The sequence below is a fragment of the Cupriavidus sp. HMR-1 genome (assembly GCF_000319775.1).
Lineage (GTDB): Bacteria > Pseudomonadota > Gammaproteobacteria > Burkholderiales > Burkholderiaceae > Cupriavidus > Cupriavidus metallidurans.
This window is the reverse complement of the sequence record NZ_ANKP01000261.1, coordinates 1-19,784: the sequence shown is the minus strand read 5'-3', so window position 1 is coordinate 19,784 and position 19,784 is coordinate 1. Positions and strand designations below refer to the sequence as shown.

Sequence of the window (19,784 nt, the reverse complement as noted above, 5' to 3'; positions counted from 1 at the left end):
CAGTCAAGGCGGACAGGCCAATGGCGCAGAGGAGGGGGAGGGTGAAAGTAAAAGCAGAAAGGAGGAATTCCATTGCTGTGCCGTTCTCTGAAACCTGGCAAGAACTTGCGGTGGGTTGCGCATGGCTTCCAGTGTAGGTTTCAAGATGCATCGTAAAAAGGGAGAGGTCGCCGACATACTGTTCAGTAATACGAACAGTTGTTTGGAAACTCTCCTGTCTGGTGTCCGACGACACGTATGCCGATCTGACAACGGGCCTCTGGTTTGATTCATTTTTTTCTTAAAAAGAAGGCGCGGAACTCTTATGCAAATCTGCGCTTGATCAATGAAGCTTTCGTGAAACCGTGGCGAAGGCTGCCTGGCCTTGCATCACTGGTCTGCCTTTCCACCGCGCGTCAGAAAGCGCACAAGAATGCTCTTGGGTTCAAGTAGCACTACACAGCGATACGCAGAATCCAGATCCACGCGCCAACCAGATTCCATTCCCACGTTTTCACGTAAACCCCAATTTTCGATGTTGATGTACCACATGGTACATTTCACGTCATCGCGGCCGATGGTGGCGGCGAGAGAACTCATCGGGAAGCAACATGGATTTGCGAAAGCTATTGGGAAGGATGGCCAGCATGGCCGTGGCGATGGCGCTGCCACTGATCGGACAGGCGCAGACATTTCCGACGAAACCAGTCCGGCTGGTGGTGCCGCAGGCCGGCGGCACGGGGAATGACGTACTGGCGCGCGCGCTGGCTGAAAAGCTCAGCCAGGCGTGGAAGCAGCCAGTAGTCGTGGAGAACAAGCCGGGCGCGAATGGGACGCTGGCGATTTCCTACGTACTGGGGCAGCCGGCCGATGGATACACGCTGTTCTTCGCGGGTGTTTCCAACCTCAGCTTCAACCCGTACCTCTATCCCAAGCTGCCCTATCAGCCGGCCAAGGACCTGACCGGCGTGGCAATGCTGGCGAACTCGCCATTCGTGTTCGTCGCATCGCCGTCACTGCATGTGCAGACCTTGCAGGACTTCGTGCGCCTTGCCAAGGCGCGACCCGGCGAGATCAGCTTCGCGTCGGGCGGTATCGGCAATTCCACGCATCTGGCGATGGAACTGGTGGCGGAGCGCACTGGCATCACGATGCAGCATGTGCCGTTCAATGGCACGGGTGGCTCGACAAGCCTGATGAACGGGCAGACGCCGGTGATGATGAACGTGGTGGCCGGCGTGCAACCGTTTATCGCGGGCAAGAAGCTGGTGCCGCTGGCGGTCACTGGCGATCGGCGACTGGCGGCATTGCCCTCGGTGCCTACCTTCAAGGAACTCGGTTACGACGTCCAAGTGCCGGGTTGGTATGCCATCGTCGCCCGCGCGGGCACGCCGCCAGCCGTGGTGCAGCAGATCAATGCCGATATCAACCATATCCAGGACGATCCGCAGTTCAAGGAGAAGCTGGGCTTCCAGTTCCTCGATGCGATCAAGGGACCGCCTTCGGAGGTGGAGCGCTACATGAAGCGCGACGCCGATGCCTGGGGGCCCGTCATCCGCCGTCTCAACATTTCTCTCTGACTACCCTGACCGCTCTGATAAGAAAACCATGCCACATCTGACCAAAGCCGTGCATGACTATCGCCTGGCCGCGATGCATCGCCTGATGGACCGCCTGCGCGTGGATGCGCTGGTATTCGGCTCGCCGGACTTTTTCCAGTACGCGACCAATTTCCAGCTTGACGTGTGGCCATGGGAGCGTCCCGTGTTCGTCGTCGTGCCGCGCAACGGCGAGACGTTTGCCGTAATGAACGAGCTATCGACCAACCACATGCGGTTTGCCGCGGAGAAGGGCACGGTGTGGCTCTCGGACGTGACGTACTACGCCGAGCATCCCCGCGTGGCCAACCGGTTGGCCCTGCCGTCGCAACTGCCCGAAGTCGTGGCCGCATTGCTGGCCGCGAAGGGCCTCGGGATGTCGCGCATCGCCGTCGACGTTCAGCATCCGATCCTGACCGGCGCGCAGCGCTATCTTCCCGAGATGACGTTGCGTCCGGCGATGGCCGAGATGCGCAGCCTGCGATGGGTCAAGCACGCCGAGGAGCTGCAGACCATGCGAGACCTCGCGGCCTTGACGGACTGGGTTCAGGATCGCTACCGAGAGAACATTCGTCCCGGCCGGCTAGTGCAGGAGCTCGATCACGCCATGGCGGCGCTGATGGTGGAAGAGGCTGCGCGACGTTTCGCGGGAGAGGACTTCGAGATCATGAAATGCTGGACGCTCACCGGCCCTGCCTCGGCGTCCCCGCATGGCGACGGCGCGGCGTGCGGCTCGCGCATCGCGAAGGGCGACACCATCGTCAACCTTGTATTGCCGAGATTGAACGGCCTCTACGTGGAGAACGAGCGCACATGGTTCTGCGGTCAGCCCAGCGATGAGCAGGCCAGGTTCTACAGCGTTGCGGCGCTGGCCACGGACGCTGCCGTGGCTGCGGCGGTGGTGGGCCGGCGTGTCTGCGACATGGACGCCGCCGCGCAGGCGGTGATCGAAAGCGCGGGGTGTGGCGATTACGTGTTCCACCGGACGGGCCATGCCGTGGGTCTGATGCTGCACGAATATCCCGAGGATATGGCGTTCAACACCCGGCCGCTGCTCGCCGGCGAAGTCTATTCGTCCGAGCCGGGACTGTATGTGTACGGCCTGGGTGGCTTCCGCCTGGACGATACCGTCGTCGTTGGCGAGGTGCCGGAAGTCATGGTCAAGACGCCGAAGACGCTGAGCTACGCCACCGTGAGCCTGTAATGGGCGCTGGCCGGGCGGCCATGACGACTGCCCATCGCCTGCATGGTGCCTTAGCGCCGGTCCACGTCGAGCACCGCCTGCGCGAACGCGGCGGGCGCTTCCTGCGGCAGGTTATGGCCGATCCCGCCGGTCACGTTGCGGTGTTCGTACCGGCCCGTGAACTTGCTGGCATAAGCGCTTGGCTCGGGGTGAGGCGCGCCGTTGGCGTCGCCTTCCATGGTGATGGTGGGCACGCTGATGGTGGGCGCGGTGGCGAGCCGTTTCTCGATATCGTCGAACCGGGCTTCTCCGGTGGCCAGCCCTTGCCGCCAGCGATAGTTGTGCACCGTGATGTCGACGTGATCGGGGTTGTCGAACGCGGCGGCACTACGTTCGAACGTGGCGTCATCGAAATCCCACTTCGGTGATGCCAGTTTCCAGATGAGCCTGGCGAACTGGTGGGTGTACTTCTGATAGCCGGCGCGGCCACGGTCCGTGGCGAAGTAGAACTGGTACCACCACTGCAGCTCGGCCTCGGGCGGCAGGGGGACCTTGCCGCCGGCCTGGCTGCCGATCAGGTAGCCGCTGACCGAGACCAGCCCCCGGCAGCGGTCTGGCCACAGTGCGGCCATGATGTCGGCGGTGCGCGCGCCCCAGTCGAAGCCGGCCACCACGGCGTTCTGGATGCCGAGCGCATCCAGCAGCGCGATCATGTCGGCGGCAATCGCCGAGGGCTGACCATTTCGCATGGTGTCGGAAGACAGAAAGCTGGTGGATCCGTAGCCGCGCAGGTAGGGAATGATCACGCGATAGCCGCGCGCCGCCAGTAGCGGCGCTACGTCGACGAAGCTGTAGATGTCATACGGCCAGCCGTGCAGCAGCAGCGCGACGGGCCCGTTGGTCGGGCCGGCCTCCGCGTAGCCGACGTTCAGCACGCCGGCCTTGATCTGCTTGATCGGCGCAAAGCTCGTATGAGTGCCTGGCCGGGGTGAGGGCAGTGGCGTTGCGTGCGGCTGGCTGGTCTGGGCCCGGGCCGTCTGTGCCCCCCCGAATTGCGCCGCGGCCAGCGTCGCCGCAACAACTCCCATAAAGCCCCGTCGAGGCAAATTGACGATCTCCGGCATCTCTCGCTCCTGTGTGTGTGATCAACCTGTGCATGACTTTAGGTGGCGCAAGTAACCGGCATGTAGCGGCGGGCGGGGGGATTTGTATCGCAATGTATATGCCCCGGGGATTCCGGACAGGCCGATACACGCCTGCACCAGCTACGGCGTCCACGGCGGGCCGACCGGGGGAGATGGGCAAAACGGTCGCACTTGTCATCGTCAATCTTGGTGATGCGCCCCCGGCCGTTGCCACGTACGCTCGCCGGCACAAAACAAGACAACAGCCGGAAGGGAAGATCGAGCCATGACAAAGACCAGGAGATTCGCCGCAGCCACGCTATTTGGCATCCTTGCCGTGACCATCGCCGCGTGCGGGGGCGGCGGCGACGCAGCGGGGACGGGCAGCGCCACCGACGCCACGCCCGCCGCATCGTGCACGGTTGCCAAGCCGCAGTGCACGGTGTCGAGTTCGCCCGCGACATCGGCGGACAACCCGGTGCCGGCGGGGACGAACGTTGTGTTGACCGCGAAATGCGATACGTCCGTGACGCAGGCGGACTGGTTCACGAATGCCAAGACCTTCGCGAGTGGCATGAACGTCACGGTGAATCCCAGCGCGACCACCAGCTATGGCTTCGCCTACAAGAATTGCGCCGGTGGCGACGCGACGGGTCTGTGGGTGTATGTCGGCAGTGGGTCGAGCAGCGGAGGCAGCTCGGGAACGTCAACCGGCACGGGCGGAAGCGCCACGGTCGACAGCGGCGCGTCCGGGTCTGGCGGCCTCAAGTCCGGCGTCAGTGCCATGAACTGCGTGCGGATGGGCCACAACGCATCGGGTAGCACGACGATCACCAATACGTGCGGCGGGACGATTTCCTATACGTTCTGCAACCTCTACGCCGCTCCGGCCGGCGACACGGGCACGCTGTTCGTTTGCAAGGGCCAGCGCGCCACCTACAGCCCGAGCGGCTACGTCTATGAGCAGGGCTCCGATGGCCTGGGCGCCGGCAACACCCAGGTCATCCTGGGGACCCGCGTCAACAATCAGGTCACGTGGGTCATCGCCTGCGCAACCGGGCTGCCCCACATCACGAATTTCGACACGAGCACCATCGGCCCGAACTCGAAGGCCACTGGGATCTGCCTGCTCTGAGTCGGATCGAGAGTATTTTTTCAATACAGACAGCACGGAAGGGGAAATATGAAGCTCACGCCCATTGCGCTTTGCATCGCAGTGCTTGCCCTGTCGGCATGCGGTGGTGGTGGCGATTCTTCAACGGGGGGGACTACGACCACGACCACGCCACCGGGCACCACTGCGCCCACCAAGCAGGTCGTCAGCGGCGTTGCGGCGACCGGCGCGGCGATGCAAGGTGCCACGGTGACGCTGACGGACGCCTCGGGCAAGTCGACAAGCTGTCCTGCCGATGCCACCACTGGTTCGTTCCAGTGCGACGTGACCGGTCTGACTGCGCCGTTCGTGCTGGCCGCCACGGGCAATGTAGCCGACTCGCAGGCCACGCTGATCAGCCTGAGCGCGACAGCTGGTACTCAGACGATCAACATCACGCCGCTCACCAACGCGATTGCAGCGACGATCATTGGCGACAACCCGACCAAGTTGCTGGACGATACCAGTCTCCTGCAGTCCAAGGTCACGGCATCGTCGATCAGCACCACGGTGAAAGCGTACTCGGACGCGCTGGCCGCTCTGCTGGCCGCCACCGGCAACACCGGCGTGGATCTGATCTCCGGTCCGTTGACGGCCGGTGCGCCCGGGCTGGACCGTCTGCTCGATCAGGTAAAGGTCAACGTGCTGCCCAATGGCGGCGTGCAACTGACATCGGTGGCGGGCGCATCGAGCGATACGCCGACAATGCTCCAGCTTGCGCCCGGTGTTGCGCCGACGGCGGCCGACACCGCAAGCCTGCCAAGCGTGGCGACGATCGGCGGCCAACCGGTTTCCAGCTTGCCCAGCGCCAGCGATCTTGCCGGGCTGCAGGCGGCATTCAATCAGTGCTTCGCGGCGTCGACAACCGCTTCCGCCCGGTTGAGCGGAAGCGTGGCCGCCTGTGAGCAGATCATCGTCGATGATGTCGCGCCGGGCGCGCTGATGGCGGGTGTGCCCAGCAGCTACCTTAGCAACGGCGCGAATGCCGAGCAGGATCTGGGCTCCAGCATCGTCGGCGACGACGGCATGACTGGCGCGGTCTTCAGCCTGCCGGAGATCATTCGGGTCCAGTCGACCGACAAGGTCTGGATCAAGGTGTCCTGGACACGCGCCGATGGCATCCGCGATGGCATGCAGCAGATCGCGCAGATCGCGTTGCAGCCGTCGGCTCGGACGACCAGCGACAATGGCTGGCGTCTGGTCGGCAACCAGCGTCACGTGCTGAGCAAGGTCACGGGCAATGCGCAGCGCTGGGACTGGTTGAACGCCCCCAAAGCGACCACCGGCACCAATGCCTTCGTCAGTTCGCTGAGTTTGCAGGTAGGTATCACGGACGACCAGAACGTGCCGGTCGACTTCGCCGTGGTGACAGGTCCGGGGCTGCGTGCAGGGGTGCTCCTCAAGCCGAGCACCGGTGCGTGCGACACGCTCAATATCCACGCGCAGCTTGTGCCGGGTGACATGCAAGGTGTGGACGCCAGCGCGATTCCGGGCAAGTACTCGAGCAAGCTGAACAGCTGCCGCAATAGCTACCGTCTGGCCGGCGTTGCCCAGGATCCGGCCGCGCAGGCGCAGTTCAAATGGCCGGGCAGCAACGCCGCGTTCTCGAATCCGCAGTTGAGCGCCACGGAACTCGCGAACGTGACGCCGTTCGGTGTCTACACTTTCGCGATCTACCAGAAAGACAATGCGGCGGCCCCGGCCTACAGCTACGCGGTGCGTTTGCGCACACCGCCGCCGTCGCCAGATACGCTGCGCCAGTATGCGTGGCAGGAAGTCAGCAAGACCGCGCGTGATGCCCTGACGCCGGGTTCGGGCTCGGAGTTCGCTGGTGGGGCCACATTCCCGATGAGCTGGACCTCTGCATCGGGCGTGCCGTTCGTGAAGAAGACCAACGTGCAGATCCGATCGACCATCGGTGGCGCCCCGCAGGTATTCGTGAGCGGCAATGCGCGTGCCAGGCCGGCGGCCGCTAATACGGTGGTCAACGTGTCGGTGCCGGGCGATCAGGGGGCGGCGTTCCCGGCAGTTGCCGGGGCGACTGGCACAAGCGATATGTCGTTCGCGAACCTTAGCTGGTCTGATACGTTCGATCTGAGTTTCAGTACCAGCGTGGAGTACGACCACTAAAGTACGACGACTAAAGTACGACGACTAAAGTACGACCACCAGGCCAATCCCGGCGCGCCAGCCGCCGGCCACGGACCCCGCGTCTCGCAGTCGAGGCGCGGGGTTTCTTGCGTCGGCAGGCCGGGTATTTCCATGCCCGGCTTTACCCCACGCGAGGAGCGAGTACCAATAGCCCGGCATTTGCGATAATGCTGGCAATTGTCTAATCATGTATAGGTGCGCGAATCGATCAACGCTTCGCGCTTTATCCTTGCCCGGAGCTGGAGAACCCCAAGAATGCCGCGTCAAACGCCTGAGCTGACGATGGACAGCAGTGCCGAGGACGCGCCAATGCCGCTCTATCTGCGCCTGAAGCAGATGATCACCCGACAGATCGATACGGGCGCATGGCCGGCACATCATCGTGTGCCGTCCGAAAACGAACTGGTGGAACAGTTCGGCGCCAGCCGGATGACGATCAACCGCGCATTGCGCGAACTCACCGCCGAAGGCCGGCTCGTGCGAATGCAGGGCGTGGGCACGTTCGTGGCGGAGCCGAAGATGCAGTCTTCGCTGCTCGAGGTCAACAACATCGCGGACGAGATCGCGGAGCGTGGACATCGCCATCATTCCGAGGTGATCCTGGTGCGCGAGGAGCCCGCCGGCCCCGAGCGCGCGGTGGCGATGGATCTGCGCGAAGGCGAGAAGATCTTCCATTCCATCATCGTTCACTACCAGGACAACGTGCCGGTGCAGATCGAGGACCGCTACGTCAATCCGGGCCTGGCTCCCGACTACCTGAAGCAGGACTTCAGCGTCGACACGCCGAATGCCTATCTGCAAAGCCTTGCTCCCCTGACGGCGGGCGAGCATATCGTCGAGGCCGTAGTCGCCACCGCCGACGAGGCAAAACTCCTGCAGATCCCGCGCGCCGAACCGTGCCTGCTGATCCGGCGCCGCACATGGTCGGGCAAGCGCGTCGTGACGTTCGCCCGCCTGCTGCATCCGGGGTCGCGTCACCGCCTGGAAGGGCGGTTCGGCCCCGGCGCCTGACGCCCCCCCTTCGCTATTTCCTTGCTCCGCTGAGCCCCTGACCTTGCCGTGCCACTGTGCGGCAAGGTCCACTCCCGTTCTCTCCCGTCCCCTTTGCCGCGCTATCTGCTCGCCCTGAAAACGGGGTAAACCCCAGTACAAATCAACTTGTCTATACAATACTGTACAACCCCATCGGATGGCGCTGTGGCGTCATCGCCGTCGTGAACAAACCGTGGATGAGGAACAACCGTGAGCACCCCCAATCGTTACCGTGACGTAGAGATCCGCGCGCGGCGCGGCAATCAGCTTCAGGCCAAGAGCTGGCTGACCGAGGCGCCGCTGCGCATGCTGATGAACAACCTCGACCCGGAAGTGGCGGAGAACCCCAAGGAACTGGTGGTCTATGGTGGCATCGGCCGCGCCGCGCGCAACTGGGAGTGCTACGACAAGATCGTCGAGTCGCTTGTGACGCTGGGCGACGACGAAACACTGCTGGTGCAGTCGGGCAAGCCGGTGGGCGTATTCAAGACGCATGCCGATGCGCCGCGCGTGCTGATCGCCAACTCCAACCTGGTGCCGCACTGGGCTAGCTGGGAGCACTTCAACGAGCTGGATGCCAAGGGTCTGGCGATGTACGGTCAGATGACGGCAGGTTCCTGGATCTATATCGGCAGCCAGGGCATCGTGCAGGGCACCTACGAGACCTTCGTCGAGGCCGGCCGCCAGCACTATGACGGCAATCTGACCGGACGCTGGGTGCTGACCGCGGGCCTGGGCGGCATGGGCGGTGCCCAGCCGCTGGCCGCGACGCTAGCCGGCGCATGCTCGCTGAACATCGAATGCCAGCAAAGCCGTATCGACTTCCGTCTGCGTACGCGCTACGTCGATGAGCAAGCCACGGATCTGGATGACGCGCTGGCCCGTATCGCGAAGTACACCGGGGAAGGCAAGGCCATCTCCATCGCGCTGTGCGGCAATGCGGCCGAGATCTTGCCGGAACTCGTGCGTCGCGGCGTGCGCCCGGACATGGTGACCGACCAGACCAGCGCCCACGACCCGCTCAATGGATACCTGCCGATCGGCTGGACCTGGGACAAGTACCGCGACCTCGCGCAGACGAAGCCGGCCGAGGTGGTGAAGGCCGCCAAGCAGTCGATGGCCAAGCACGTCGAGGCGATGCTGGCCTTCCAGAAGATGGGCGTGCCCACCTTCGACTACGGCAACAACATCCGCCAGATGGCCAAGGAAGAGGGCGTGTCGAACGCCTTCGATTTCCCGGGCTTCGTGCCGGCCTATATCCGTCCGCTGTTTTGCCGCGGCATTGGCCCGTTCCGCTGGGCCGCGTTGTCCGGTGATCCGCAGGACATCTACAAGACTGATGCCAAGGTCAAGGAACTGATCCCCGACGACGCACACCTGCACCGCTGGCTGGACATGGCGAAGGAGCGCATCAGCTTCCAGGGCCTGCCGGCGCGGATCTGCTGGGTTGGACTGGGCCTGCGTGCCAAGCTGGGCCTGGCCTTCAACGAAATGGTGCGTTCGGGTGAACTGTCCGCGCCGGTGGTGATTGGCCGTGATCATCTGGACTCGGGCTCGGTGTCGAGCCCGAACCGCGAGACCGAATCCATGAAGGACGGCTCGGACGCCGTGTCTGACTGGCCGCTGCTCAACGCGCTGCTGAATACCGCCAGTGGCGCCACCTGGGTGTCGCTGCACCACGGCGGCGGCGTTGGCATGGGCTTCTCCCAGCACTCTGGCGTGGTGATTGTCTGCGATGGCACCGATGCCGCCGCCGCCCGTATCGCCCGCGTGCTGAACAACGATCCGGCGACCGGCGTGATGCGCCACGCCGATGCCGGCTACGAGATTGCCATCGATTGCGCCCGCGAAAACGGCCTGAACCTGCCGATGCTCGGCACCTCCAAGTAACTCCGGATTTGAACCATGTCGTACCAAGAAAATCAGCCAGTCTTCGCCCTGCATCTGCAACCCGGTGAGCTCACGCTCGCGCAACTGCGTGCCGTGCATCAGCAGCCCGTCAAGATCACGCTCGACGAGCGCGCCTTCCCCGCCATCGACCGCAGCGTGGCGTGCGTCGAGAACATCATCGCCGAGGGCCGCACGGCCTACGGCATCAACACCGGATTCGGCCTGCTGGCACAGACCCGCATTGCCCGCGAGGACCTGGAGAACCTGCAGCGCTCGCTGGTGCTTTCCCACGCGGCAGGTGTGGGCGAGCCCATCGACGACGCGCTGGTGCGCCTGATCATGGTGCTCAAGATCAACAGCCTGGCGCGTGGCCTGTCCGGCATCCGCCGCAAGGTGATCAACGCGCTGATCGCGCTGGTGAACGCCGAGGTGTACCCGTGCATCCCGTTGAAGGGCTCCGTTGGCGCGTCGGGCGATCTGGCGCCGCTGGCCCATATGTCGTTGCTGCTGCTGGGCGAAGGCCGGGCACGACATCGCGGCGAATGGCTGTCCGCTCGCGAAGCGCTGGCCATTGCCGATTTGCAGCCGCTTACGCTCGCCGCCAAGGAAGGGCTGGCGCTGCTGAACGGCACGCAGGTTTCCACCGCGTATGCGCTGCAGGGTTTGTTCCAGGCGGAAGACCTGTACGCGGCGGCCAGCGTGTGCGGCGCGCTGACCGTCGAGGCAACGCTTGGCTCGCGCGCTCCGTTCGATCCGCGCATTCACGCTGCCCGTGGCCAGCGCGGCCAGATCGACGCGGCGGCGGTCTATCGTCACCTGCTGGGGGAGACCAGCCAGCTCGGCCAATCGCACGCGCATTGCGACAAGGTGCAGGACCCGTACTCGCTGCGCTGCCAACCCCAGGTCATGGGCGCCTGCCTGACGCAGATCCGCAATGCGGCGGATGTGCTGGGTGTCGAGGCGAACTCGGTTTCCGACAATCCGCTGGTATTCGCGCAGGAAGGCGATATCATCTCGGGCGGCAATTTCCACGCGGAACCGGTGGCAATGGCCGCGGACAACCTCGCGCTGGCCCTGGCCGAGATCGGCTCGCTCTCCGAGCGGCGTGTGTCGCTGATGATGGACCAGCACCTGTCGCAGTTGCCGCCGTTCCTGGTCGCCAATGGCGGCGTGAACTCCGGCTTCATGATCGCGCAGGTCACGGCCGCCGCGCTGGCATCGGATAACAAGGCGCTCGCGCATCCGGCCAGTGTCGACAGCCTGCCTACGTCGGCGAACCAGGAAGACCATGTGTCGATGGCGCCCAACGCTGGCAAACGTCTCTGGGAGATGGCCAGCAACGTCAAGGGCATCGTGGCGATCGAATGGCTGGCGGCCTGCCAGGGCATGGACTTCCGTGAAGGCGGCAAGACCACCGAAGCGCTGGAGCGCGCGCGCGGCCTGCTGCGTCAGTCGGTGCCGTTCTACGACAAGGACCGGTACTTCGCGCCGGATATCGAAGACGCCAGCGTGCTGATCGCCGAGCGTCACCTTACGGCCTTGCTGCCTGCAGGCATCCTGCCGAGCGTCTGACGGACGCTCGCGCCGGCGCCAAGCGGGCAAAGATCCGCGCGCCATGGGCCTTCGGTCCCAATCTAGACATCCTTCTGGAGACAGCTTGAAAAACCTGCAACGCAATCTGAGCGCGCGGCATATCCGCTTTCTCGCGCTCGGCTCGGCCATCGGCACGGGCCTGTTCTACGGTTCGGCATCGGCGATCCAGCTGGCCGGCCCGGCCGTTATCCTGGCGTACATCGTGGGCGGCGCGGCGGTCTACATGGTCATGCGCGCGCTGGGCGAGATGGCCGTGCGCGAGCCGGTGACCGGCTCGTTCGGCCGCTACGCCAGCGAGTACCTGGGGCCGCTCGCGGGCTTTCTTACCGGATGGACCTACATCCTCGAGATGATCATCGTCTGTCTGGCGGACGTGACCGCATTCGGTATCTATATGGGATTCTGGTTCCCCGAAGTGCCGCAATGGATATGGGTGCTCGGCATCGTCATGCTGATCTGCGGGCTGAACCTGTGCAATGTGAAGGTGTTCGGCGAGCTCGAGTTCTGGCTGGCGCTGGTGAAGATCCTGGCCATCGCGGCGATGATCATCGGCGGCACGCTGATCCTGTTCCTCGGCGTGAAGATGAATGGCGAGCATTCGCCGGGCCTGACCAATCTGTGGGCGCATGGCGGCTTCCTGCCGCACGGCGCGGGCGGGTTGATCGCGTCTCTGGCGGTGGTGATGTTTGCTTACGGCGGCATCGAGATCATCGGCATCACCGGCGGTGAAGCCCAGAATCCGGAGAAGGTGATTCCGCGCGCGATCAACGCCGTGCCGGCCCGCATCCTGCTGTTCTACGTGCTGACGATGACCGTGCTGATGGCCATCTTCCCGTGGACCGGCATCGGTAGCCAGGGCAGCCCGTTCGTGCAGATCTTCTCCGGGCTGGGGATCAAGTCGGCAGCGGCGGTGCTTAACCTGATCGTCATCTCGGCCGCCATCTCGGCAATCAACAGCAATATTTTTGGCGCTGGCCGCATGATGTACGGCATGGCGGAGCAGGGCCAGGCGCCGCGCCTGTTCGCCACTACCTCGCCTCATGGCGTGCCCTGGGTGACGGTGCTGGCGATGGCTGCTGCCTTGCTCGGCGGTGTGGTGCTGAACTACCTGATCCCCGAACAGGTGTTCGTGATCATTGCGTCGATTGCGACCTTCGCCACCGTGTGGGTCTGGCTGATGATCCTGCTGTCGCAGGTTGCCATGCGACGCCGCCTGTCGGCCGAAGAGGTCCGCGCCCTCAAGTTCAAGGTACCGCTGTGGCCGGTCGGTCCGGCGCTGGCGATCGCCTTCATGCTGTTCGTGATCGGCGTGCTGGGGTATGTCGAGGACACGCGCGTGGCACTGTACGTTGGCGCGGGCTGGGTCGTGCTGCTGTCGTTGGCCTGGTTCCTGCGGGCCAAGCCGAAGGCGGACGCGCTGCTCGCCCGGGAAACCCGTGTTTCGTGAAACGGACGCACGGCAAATGACGGCATTGACGCAAGCCGAGGCCCCTGATGCGGTCTGGCAGGGGCGTGCCGATACCGGCGAGCGCGGGGATACGCGGCGGCTGTTCAATATCGTCCAGCCGCTGGCCGTAGCGGCCAGCGACGATCTGGCTGGTGCGACTGTGCTGGTTGGTTTCGCGTGCGACGCAGGCGTCAGGCGTAACCAGGGCCGTGTTGGTGCGGCCGATGGCCCGCGCGCCATTCGACGCGCCCTGGCCAGCCTGCCGGTTCATGACGTGGCCGCGCTCTACGATGCAGGTGACGTGCGCTGCGAGGGCGACGCGCTCGAAGATGCGCAGCGGGCGCTCGGTGAAGTCGTCAGGGCGCAACTGGACCGTGGCGCGCTGCCCATCGTGCTCGGTGGCGGGCACGAAGTGGCCTGGGGCACCTGGCAGGGCCTCAGGGCGCATCTGGATGCGGCGGGCGACGCGGGCCGCGTCCTGATCCTCAATCTCGATGCGCATTTCGATTTGCGGACTGCGCGGCCCGGCAGTTCCGGCACGCCGTTCGACCAAATTGCGGAGGCGTGCCGTGCCGCAGGCCAGCCGTTCGACTATGTGTGTCTCGGCGTCAGCCGGCTCGGCAACACTGCATCGCTATTTGCCCACGCGCAGGCGCTGGGCGTGCGCTACGTTGAAGACACCGAGATGCAGGAGCGCCATCTCGACCACAGACTGGCCGAGGTCGACGCGATGCTGGCGCAGGCCGCGCATGTCTACCTGACGATCGATCTCGACGTGCTTCCGGCAGCCGTCATGCCCGGTGTCTCCGCGCCTGCGGCGTATGGCGTGCCGATCAGCGTGATCGAGGCCATCGTCACGCACGTGCGCGGTAGCGGCAAGCTGCGCGCGGCAGACCTTGCGGAGTTCAATCCGCAGTTCGACCGTGACGGTCAGAGCGCCCGCGTTGCCGCGCGGCTGGCGTATCGACTGATCCGCTGATCCGCTGATCCGTTGATCGGTTGCATGGCCGGCGTGTGCCGCGCCGAGTAACCAGGCGTGGTGCGATGCTTGCGTCGCAAAGTCTGTGGAGCGCAGACAACATCGGTGAAACTTCTGTCCCTTCGTCGTGTCGGTTACTTCGTAACCGGCATCACGCCTCCCCTGATGAAGGACGCCGATGAATCTTCCTCTTCTTCTCGATCACCCCTGGTTTGGCACGTGGACGGCGGCCCTGGTTGCGGTCGTTATCGTGCTGCTGGCACATCGCATCGGCAGTCTGCTGCTACTGCGGATCACGCGTTCCGCGCAGATACTCCATCCCATGGTCGTCAAGGCGCGGGCCCCGTCGAAGGCGGTTCTGCTGCTGCTCGCGTTGCAGACTGTATGGCAGGCTGCCCCGGACGAACTGCGCTGGATCGACAATGTGCGGCATGTCAATGGCCTGCTGTTGATCGCCGCCATGACATGGCTCGTGGCGCGGGTCATTGCCGGCTTCGCGCAGGGCGTGCTGGACCGGCACCCCGTGGATGTCGAGGACAACATGAATGCCCGCCGCATCCATACCCAGACACGCGTGCTCTCGCGCATTGCGATGGCGTTGGTGGTGGTGATCGGGGCGGCGATGTTGCTGATGACGTTTCCCGGCGCGCGGCAGGTCGGCGCCAGCCTGCTGGCCTCGGCAGGTGTGGTCGGGCTGGTCGCCGGCCTGGCTGGCAAGACGGTGTTCAGCAATATGATCGCGGGGTTGCAGCTTGCCTTGACGCAGCCGATCCGGCTCGACGATGTGCTGATCGTCGAAGGCGAGTGGGGCCGGGTCGAGGAAATCACGGCAACGTACGTGGTGCTGCGGATCTGGGACGAGCGCCGCCTGATCATCCCGCTGCAGTACTTCATCGAGAAGCCATTTCAGAACTGGACTCGCAACAACTCCCAGCTACTGGGCTCGGTGTTCTTCCATGTCGACTACGGGATGCCGCTGGCGCCGCTGCGCAAGGAGCTGGAGCGCATCGTGAACAACGCGCCCCAGTGGGATCGGCGGTTTTTCAACCTGGTGGTCACCGACGCAACGGAACGCACGATGCAGATTCGCGTGCTGTGCACCGCCGCATCCTCGGGTCTGGCGTGGGATCTTCGCTGCGTCGTGCGCGAGGGGCTGATCGACTTCATGCAGCGCGAGTATCCGCAGTTTCTGCCGCGGATGCGCATTGATGGCGAGGCGGGACGAACGGGAGGCAATGGCGCGCAGGACTAGGTGCCTGCCACCAGTCGGTTCTCCGTATAGATGCCGTATTCCAGATCGATCAGACGTTGACGCTTCCAGGCCTGCGGACCCGGCCGGTCAGGCCGGGTTTCGCCGCCAGGAGGTTACTTGCCGCCTGGCTTCATCAGGCTTTTCGCTTCCGCGATACTCTGCTCGGCACGTTTGGTGATCACGGCCAGTGCCTCGGCTTGCGATTTCTGCGCCATTTCCGCCAGTTCGCGCATGTTGTTGAAGGCTGTCTGCAAGCCTTGCTGCACGAGTTCGCCCTGTCTGGTCATGGCCTCTGCGGGATTGCCGCTCGTGGCCATCTTCTGGGCCGTGGCCTGAATCTCCTGCATGCTCTTGCTCAGGATTTCGGTCTGCTTCTGCACGAGTGCCTGCATGCCCTCGTAGGCGATCCTGTTGGCCTCCGCGAGGGCTTCAATATCCTTGCGCCGCGCTTCGATGATCGAAGTCATGTCGACGCCGGGGAGCTTGTACTGTTCCAGCAGTTTGGTGATGTCGGTGAACGGATTGGGCGCGGTAGCCATGACGGATCTCCTTGTTGGGATAGAGCAAGCAGAAGTCGAGCGGCGCTGGCACACGGGTGAAGTCGCCCGATCGCCACGCGGCAGGCTAAGTGTAATGCGTGCCGCAAGGGAACTGGGGAATGAATAGGGGGGTATCGCCTGGGCGCGCCGAGCGGCTGACACGGCACTTGGGTCCGCGTGTCGTCCAGGCCGGGCAAGCGGCCTGATAGCCGGGCCCGATCCCGTTGCATAATGCCCTCCGGCGCGAACGCCGCCAACACTATGGAAATACGACATGACGATGAAGACCGAAGAGCAGGTGCAAGCCGAGATTGCTGCCCTGAAGGCGCTGCAGCCGCAACTGCCGGAGCGCGCCCGCAAGGCCGTTGACGCCGCGTTGATGGTGTTGGAGAAGGGGCTGTCGCACGACAACGTCTACGACATGTTCGAGGAAGGTACCGAGGAATTCGAGGACGCCTTTGCGGCGCGCATGTGGCGCGAAGGCGCTCCCGGTAGCGAATCGCTGTCAGTGCTGTATCGCGAGCTGATCTGATAGGCAGGAGGTTTCTGCCAGGCAGATCAAGGATTGAGGATTCTTGCCGGCTGCCAGGCCGTAATAGGAGACAATGGCGCACATTCAATGACCGCCGGGCCGACTGGTCGCCCACGCGCTTATGTCCGAAGCAGACGTCGAAATGAGTTTCGCTGTTGATCCGGTTCGGGTCGAGTTCTCGGATCCGGGGCTCGAGCGGGAGTTTCAGCAACACCATCTGCGGACCACGCGCGCGTCGTTGCGCGTCACCTTGGTGTTCTGTTCGCTGTTTTATCTGGCCTTTTCCCTGACTGATCTCGCCGCGCTGGGCTTTGGGACGTCGTTGCTCGTGCTGTTGCTGGGGAGAATCGCCGTCGCGCTGACTGCCTGCGGCGGTCTGTATCTGATTCGCCGGAAAACCGAGTCGGTGCTGGCCCACCGGGCGGTGGCCAGCGCGGCGGAGGTCGTCGGGATGGCGATCTTCATGCTGGTCGTCTGGTTCCGTCCCGGCGAGTTGCCCTGGCACGCGATGTCGCTCTGCATCATGCTGATCGTCATCTACGTCTTTATCCCGAATCGGCTCATCACCGCAATTGGCATCGCCCTTGGCGCGACGGCGGCCTTCATCGCGCTGGCCGTGATGAGGGGGGAGTCGAGATTCTCCGACGAGGTCACGATGGCGATGCTTCTGCTGCTGACCAACAGCTTCGGCATCATCGCGGCGCGCCGCTATCACCGGCTGTGGCGCGACGAGTATCGGGCGCTCAGTACATTGAAGGCGCTATCCATCCGCGACCATCTCACAGCCTGCTTCAACCGTCGCCATCTGCACACGACGCTGCTGCCGCAGGTGCTGGAGCGGGCTCGCGCCGAGCGTCGCTGGCTGACGCTGATGGTTTGCGATATCGACCATTTCAAGCGCGTCAACGACAACCACGGCCATCAGGGTGGCGATGCCGTGCTGATGCACGTCGCCATGCTGCTGCAGGACCGCATCCGCGAGCCACGGGACAGCGTCGTTCGCTACGGCGGGGAAGAGTTTCTACTCGTCATGCCGCAGATGGACTTCGAGTCGGCCGCCAGCCTGGCCGAGGATATGCGCGCCGCGGTGGCGGACAGCGAGGTGCCCGGCCCCGATGGCAAGCGCATGCGCGCCACGGTCAGCATCGGGGTGCTCTCCGTCGATTTCTCGGCCAGCGATACCGAGGTCACCGAAAGCGCGTTGATTGCCGCTGCCGATATGCTGCTCTATGAAGCCAAACGGGCCGGACGGAACAGCATCCGGACCCGGCTTTGGGCGGATATGGTGTCCACCCACGCTGTCTTGAGTATGCGAACGGCCTGATTGAGCGCCGAACGCATGGGCCGGCATCCATCCGCTTCAATCGGCTTCAGTCCGCTTCACCCTCCAGATAGACGCGCGCCAGGCCCTTCTTGATGGCGTCGACGATCTGCTCGCGGCGTAGCGCGATATGCGAGGTCAGGTGGGCCTCCGCGCGATGCCAGTCGTGCGCCTTCAACGCGTCGACAATATCGGCGTGCTCGCTCTGGGTGGAATCGCGCCCCACGTTCTCCATGTCGATCCAGCGGATGAAGCGAATGCGCTCATTCAGGCTGGCCAGCATCCGGCGCAACTCCGCATTGCCGGACAACTCCGCGATACGCAAATGAAAGCCCTCGTCCAGTTCAACGAGTTGCTGTGCTGGCGTATCGGGCGAGACCGAACGGCTGTGTTCCAGGTATCGGGCCAATTCCTCGACCCCCTCCGCTGACGCACGCTCGAACGCAAGCCGCAGGCATTCGCGTTCGACGGCGACGCGCGCCTCATACAGGTCCTGCATCTCGCGGATGTCGAGCGGCCGGCGGACGTAGCCACGGCTCGACTCCTCCAGGAAGCCATGCGTGGCCAGCCGCGCCAGTGCCTCGCGCACCGGCGTGCGGCTCACGCCAAGTTGCTCCGCCAGTTCGATTTCGTTGAGACGCTCGCCCGGTTTCAGCGCGTAGGAGATGGCCATGTCGCGCAGCGTCTGGAACACGTCGGAACCGCGCTTGCGCCGAGTCGTGGAAATAGGCGAATTCATGCTTGTTTCTGCCCGATGGGATTCTTGAATCGCACGGATCATACCGCGCGCGCTACCAGATGCCCTTGTCAGCACCCGGCATCGGCAATTGCTGTCCGGATTCTTGCATACGTTTCAGTATACTTAAAAGTATTCTTTCGAGTATGCTCCATCGGACGCCGGCGCTCCCTTCACCCGGCCGATCAATGGAGATCAAGCGGATGACCAAGATGAACGGCGCCGAAGCGATGGTGCGTATGCTCCAGCTCAACGGTGTGAAGCACATTTTTGGCTTGTGTGGCGATACCAGCCTGCCTTTTTACGATGCTCTGGCCCGCCTGGACCACGGCATGGATCACGTGCTGGCGCGCGACGAGCGCAGCGCCGCCTACATGGCGGATGCCTACGCCCGCGTCACGGGCAAGGTCGGCGTGTGCGAGGGTCCGAGTGGCGGTGGTGCCACATATCTGTTGCCGGGCCTGGTGGAGGCCAACGAATCGTCGGTGCCGGTGCTGGGCATTACGTCCGATGTATCCGTCAACTCGCGCGGCAAATACCCCCTGACCGAGCTGGACCAGGAAGCTCTGTATCGGCCACTGACCAAGTGGAACACCACGATCGACCGTGCCGATCAGATTCCGGACGCCGTGCGCGCCGCCTTCCGCGCCATGACGACCGGCAAGCCGGGCTCGGCGCATCTGTGCCTCCCCTACGACGTTCAGAAGCATGATGTGGACCCGGCCGGGATCTGGGCCCAGGCCGGTCACGATCGTTTCCCGGCGCTGCGCTACGCGCCGGACCCCGACGAGGTGGATCGCGCCGCGCGCCGTCTGACCGAAGCGCGCGCGCCGCTGATCATCTGCGGCGGTGGCGTGGTGATTTCGGGCGCCTGCGGTGAGTTGGACACGCTCGCGACTTCGCTCAACGCGCCGGTGTGCACTACGGTCAGCGGCCAGGGCAGTCTGGCCGATACGCACCCGCTCAACGCCGGCGTGGTAGGCGCCAATGGCGGCATCCTGGCCACCCGCGATCTGGTGGCCAATGCCGATGTCGTGCTGTTCATCGGTTGCCGCGCCGGCTCCACCACTACCGAGCACTGGCGCTTCCCCGGCCGCAACGTGCCGATCCTGCATATCGACATCGATCCAATGGTGATCGCGGCCAACTACAACACCGACGTCGGCATGGTGGGCGATGCCTTGCTGGCCCTGCGCATGTTGAACGCCGCGGTGCGTGACCGACTGCCGACGCGCCGCGCCGACACCGCCGACGGGCGCGCGCTGGTGGAAGTCG

Annotated in this window: 16 protein-coding genes; 13 read left to right on the top strand and 3 right to left on the bottom strand. The window is 64.2% G+C overall.

The genetic code is table 11. From position 1 onward, the window contains the following. Positions 1-590 precede the first annotated feature (590 nt). Both D769_RS28565 and D769_RS28560 read left to right on the top strand, forming a co-directional pair. Positions 591-1,559, top strand: coding sequence for a tripartite tricarboxylate transporter substrate binding protein (locus tag D769_RS28565; protein ID WP_035883896.1), 969 nt, complete (start codon positions 591-593; stop codon positions 1,557-1,559). Positions 1,560-1,587: 28 nt separating this feature from the next. Continuing rightward, positions 1,588-2,781, top strand: coding sequence for a Xaa-Pro peptidase family protein (locus D769_RS28560; RefSeq protein ID WP_008651983.1), 1,194 nt, complete (start codon positions 1,588-1,590; stop codon positions 2,779-2,781). Positions 2,782-2,831: 50 nt separating this feature from the next. Here D769_RS28560 and D769_RS28555 read toward each other — a convergent pair whose 3' ends face one another. Next, entirely contained in the window at positions 2,832-3,884 is a 1,053-nt protein-coding gene (locus D769_RS28555) for an alpha/beta hydrolase (protein ID WP_008651982.1), read from the bottom strand. Positions 3,885-4,170: 286 nt separating this feature from the next. On the opposite strand from D769_RS28555, the gene D769_RS28550 reads away from it, so the two are divergent. The 8 genes from D769_RS28550 (at position 4,171) to D769_RS28515 (ending at position 15,381) form a co-directional block, all read left to right on the top strand. Then, positions 4,171-5,019: a hypothetical protein gene (locus tag D769_RS28550; protein ID WP_035883894.1), complete on the top strand. Its 849-nt coding sequence runs from the start codon at positions 4,171-4,173 to the stop codon at positions 5,017-5,019. A 48-nt stretch (positions 5,020-5,067) separates the two neighbouring features. Further along, a complete protein-coding gene (locus D769_RS28545) occupies positions 5,068-7,167 on the top strand; it encodes a hypothetical protein (RefSeq protein WP_008651977.1) in 2,100 nt (699 codons plus the stop codon). 276 nt (positions 7,168-7,443) lie between these two features. After that, positions 7,444-8,199, top strand: coding sequence for a histidine utilization repressor (hutC, locus tag D769_RS28540; RefSeq protein WP_008651975.1), 756 nt, complete (start codon positions 7,444-7,446; stop codon positions 8,197-8,199). Positions 8,200-8,430: 231 nt separating this feature from the next. Beyond that, entirely contained in the window at positions 8,431-10,110 is a 1,680-nt protein-coding gene (gene hutU, locus D769_RS28535; RefSeq protein WP_008651973.1) for a urocanate hydratase, read from the top strand. Between the two features lie 15 nt (positions 10,111-10,125). Next, positions 10,126-11,682 (top strand): histidine ammonia-lyase, encoded by a 1,557-nt coding sequence (gene hutH / locus D769_RS28530; RefSeq protein WP_008651972.1) that lies wholly within the window; start codon positions 10,126-10,128, stop codon positions 11,680-11,682. Positions 11,683-11,767: 85 nt separating this feature from the next. Beyond that, positions 11,768-13,150 carry an amino acid permease gene (locus D769_RS28525; protein WP_008651970.1) on the top strand — a complete coding sequence of 461 codons (1,383 nt, stop codon included), beginning with the start codon at positions 11,768-11,770 and terminating at the stop codon, positions 13,148-13,150. Between the two features lie 16 nt (positions 13,151-13,166). Further along, a complete protein-coding gene (hutG, locus tag D769_RS28520) occupies positions 13,167-14,129 on the top strand; it encodes a formimidoylglutamase (RefSeq protein ID WP_008651965.1) in 963 nt (320 codons plus the stop codon). A gap of 178 nt (positions 14,130-14,307) precedes the next feature. Next, positions 14,308-15,381, top strand: coding sequence for a mechanosensitive ion channel domain-containing protein (locus D769_RS28515; protein ID WP_008651963.1), 1,074 nt, complete (start codon positions 14,308-14,310; stop codon positions 15,379-15,381). Positions 15,382-15,494: 113 nt separating this feature from the next. Here the strand turns inward: D769_RS28515 and D769_RS28510 are convergent, their stop codons facing one another. Next, on the bottom strand, positions 15,495-15,920 hold the full coding sequence (locus D769_RS28510; protein ID WP_008651961.1) for a phasin family protein: 426 nt from the start codon (positions 15,918-15,920) through the stop codon (positions 15,495-15,497). A 274-nt stretch (positions 15,921-16,194) separates the two neighbouring features. Here D769_RS28510 and D769_RS28505 point away from each other — a divergent pair, with 274 nt between their 5' ends. Continuing rightward, the gene (locus D769_RS28505; RefSeq protein ID WP_008651960.1) at positions 16,195-16,452 is read left to right on the top strand and encodes a hypothetical protein; all 258 of its coding nucleotides are present in this window, start codon (positions 16,195-16,197) and stop codon (positions 16,450-16,452) included. Between the two features lie 142 nt (positions 16,453-16,594). Beyond that, positions 16,595-17,776, top strand: a complete 1,182-nt coding sequence (locus D769_RS28500; protein WP_008651958.1) for a diguanylate cyclase — start codon at positions 16,595-16,597, stop codon at positions 17,774-17,776. Positions 17,777-17,822: 46 nt separating this feature from the next. On the opposite strand, the gene D769_RS28495 is transcribed toward D769_RS28500, so the two are convergent. Then, positions 17,823-18,512, bottom strand: coding sequence for a GntR family transcriptional regulator (locus tag D769_RS28495; RefSeq protein WP_008651956.1), 690 nt, complete (start codon positions 18,510-18,512; stop codon positions 17,823-17,825). 200 nt (positions 18,513-18,712) lie between these two features. On the opposite strand from D769_RS28495, the gene D769_RS28490 reads away from it, so the two are divergent. Further along, positions 18,713-19,784: thiamine pyrophosphate-binding protein (locus D769_RS28490; protein WP_008651954.1), on the top strand; the 1,072-nt coding region annotated here is incomplete at its 3' end.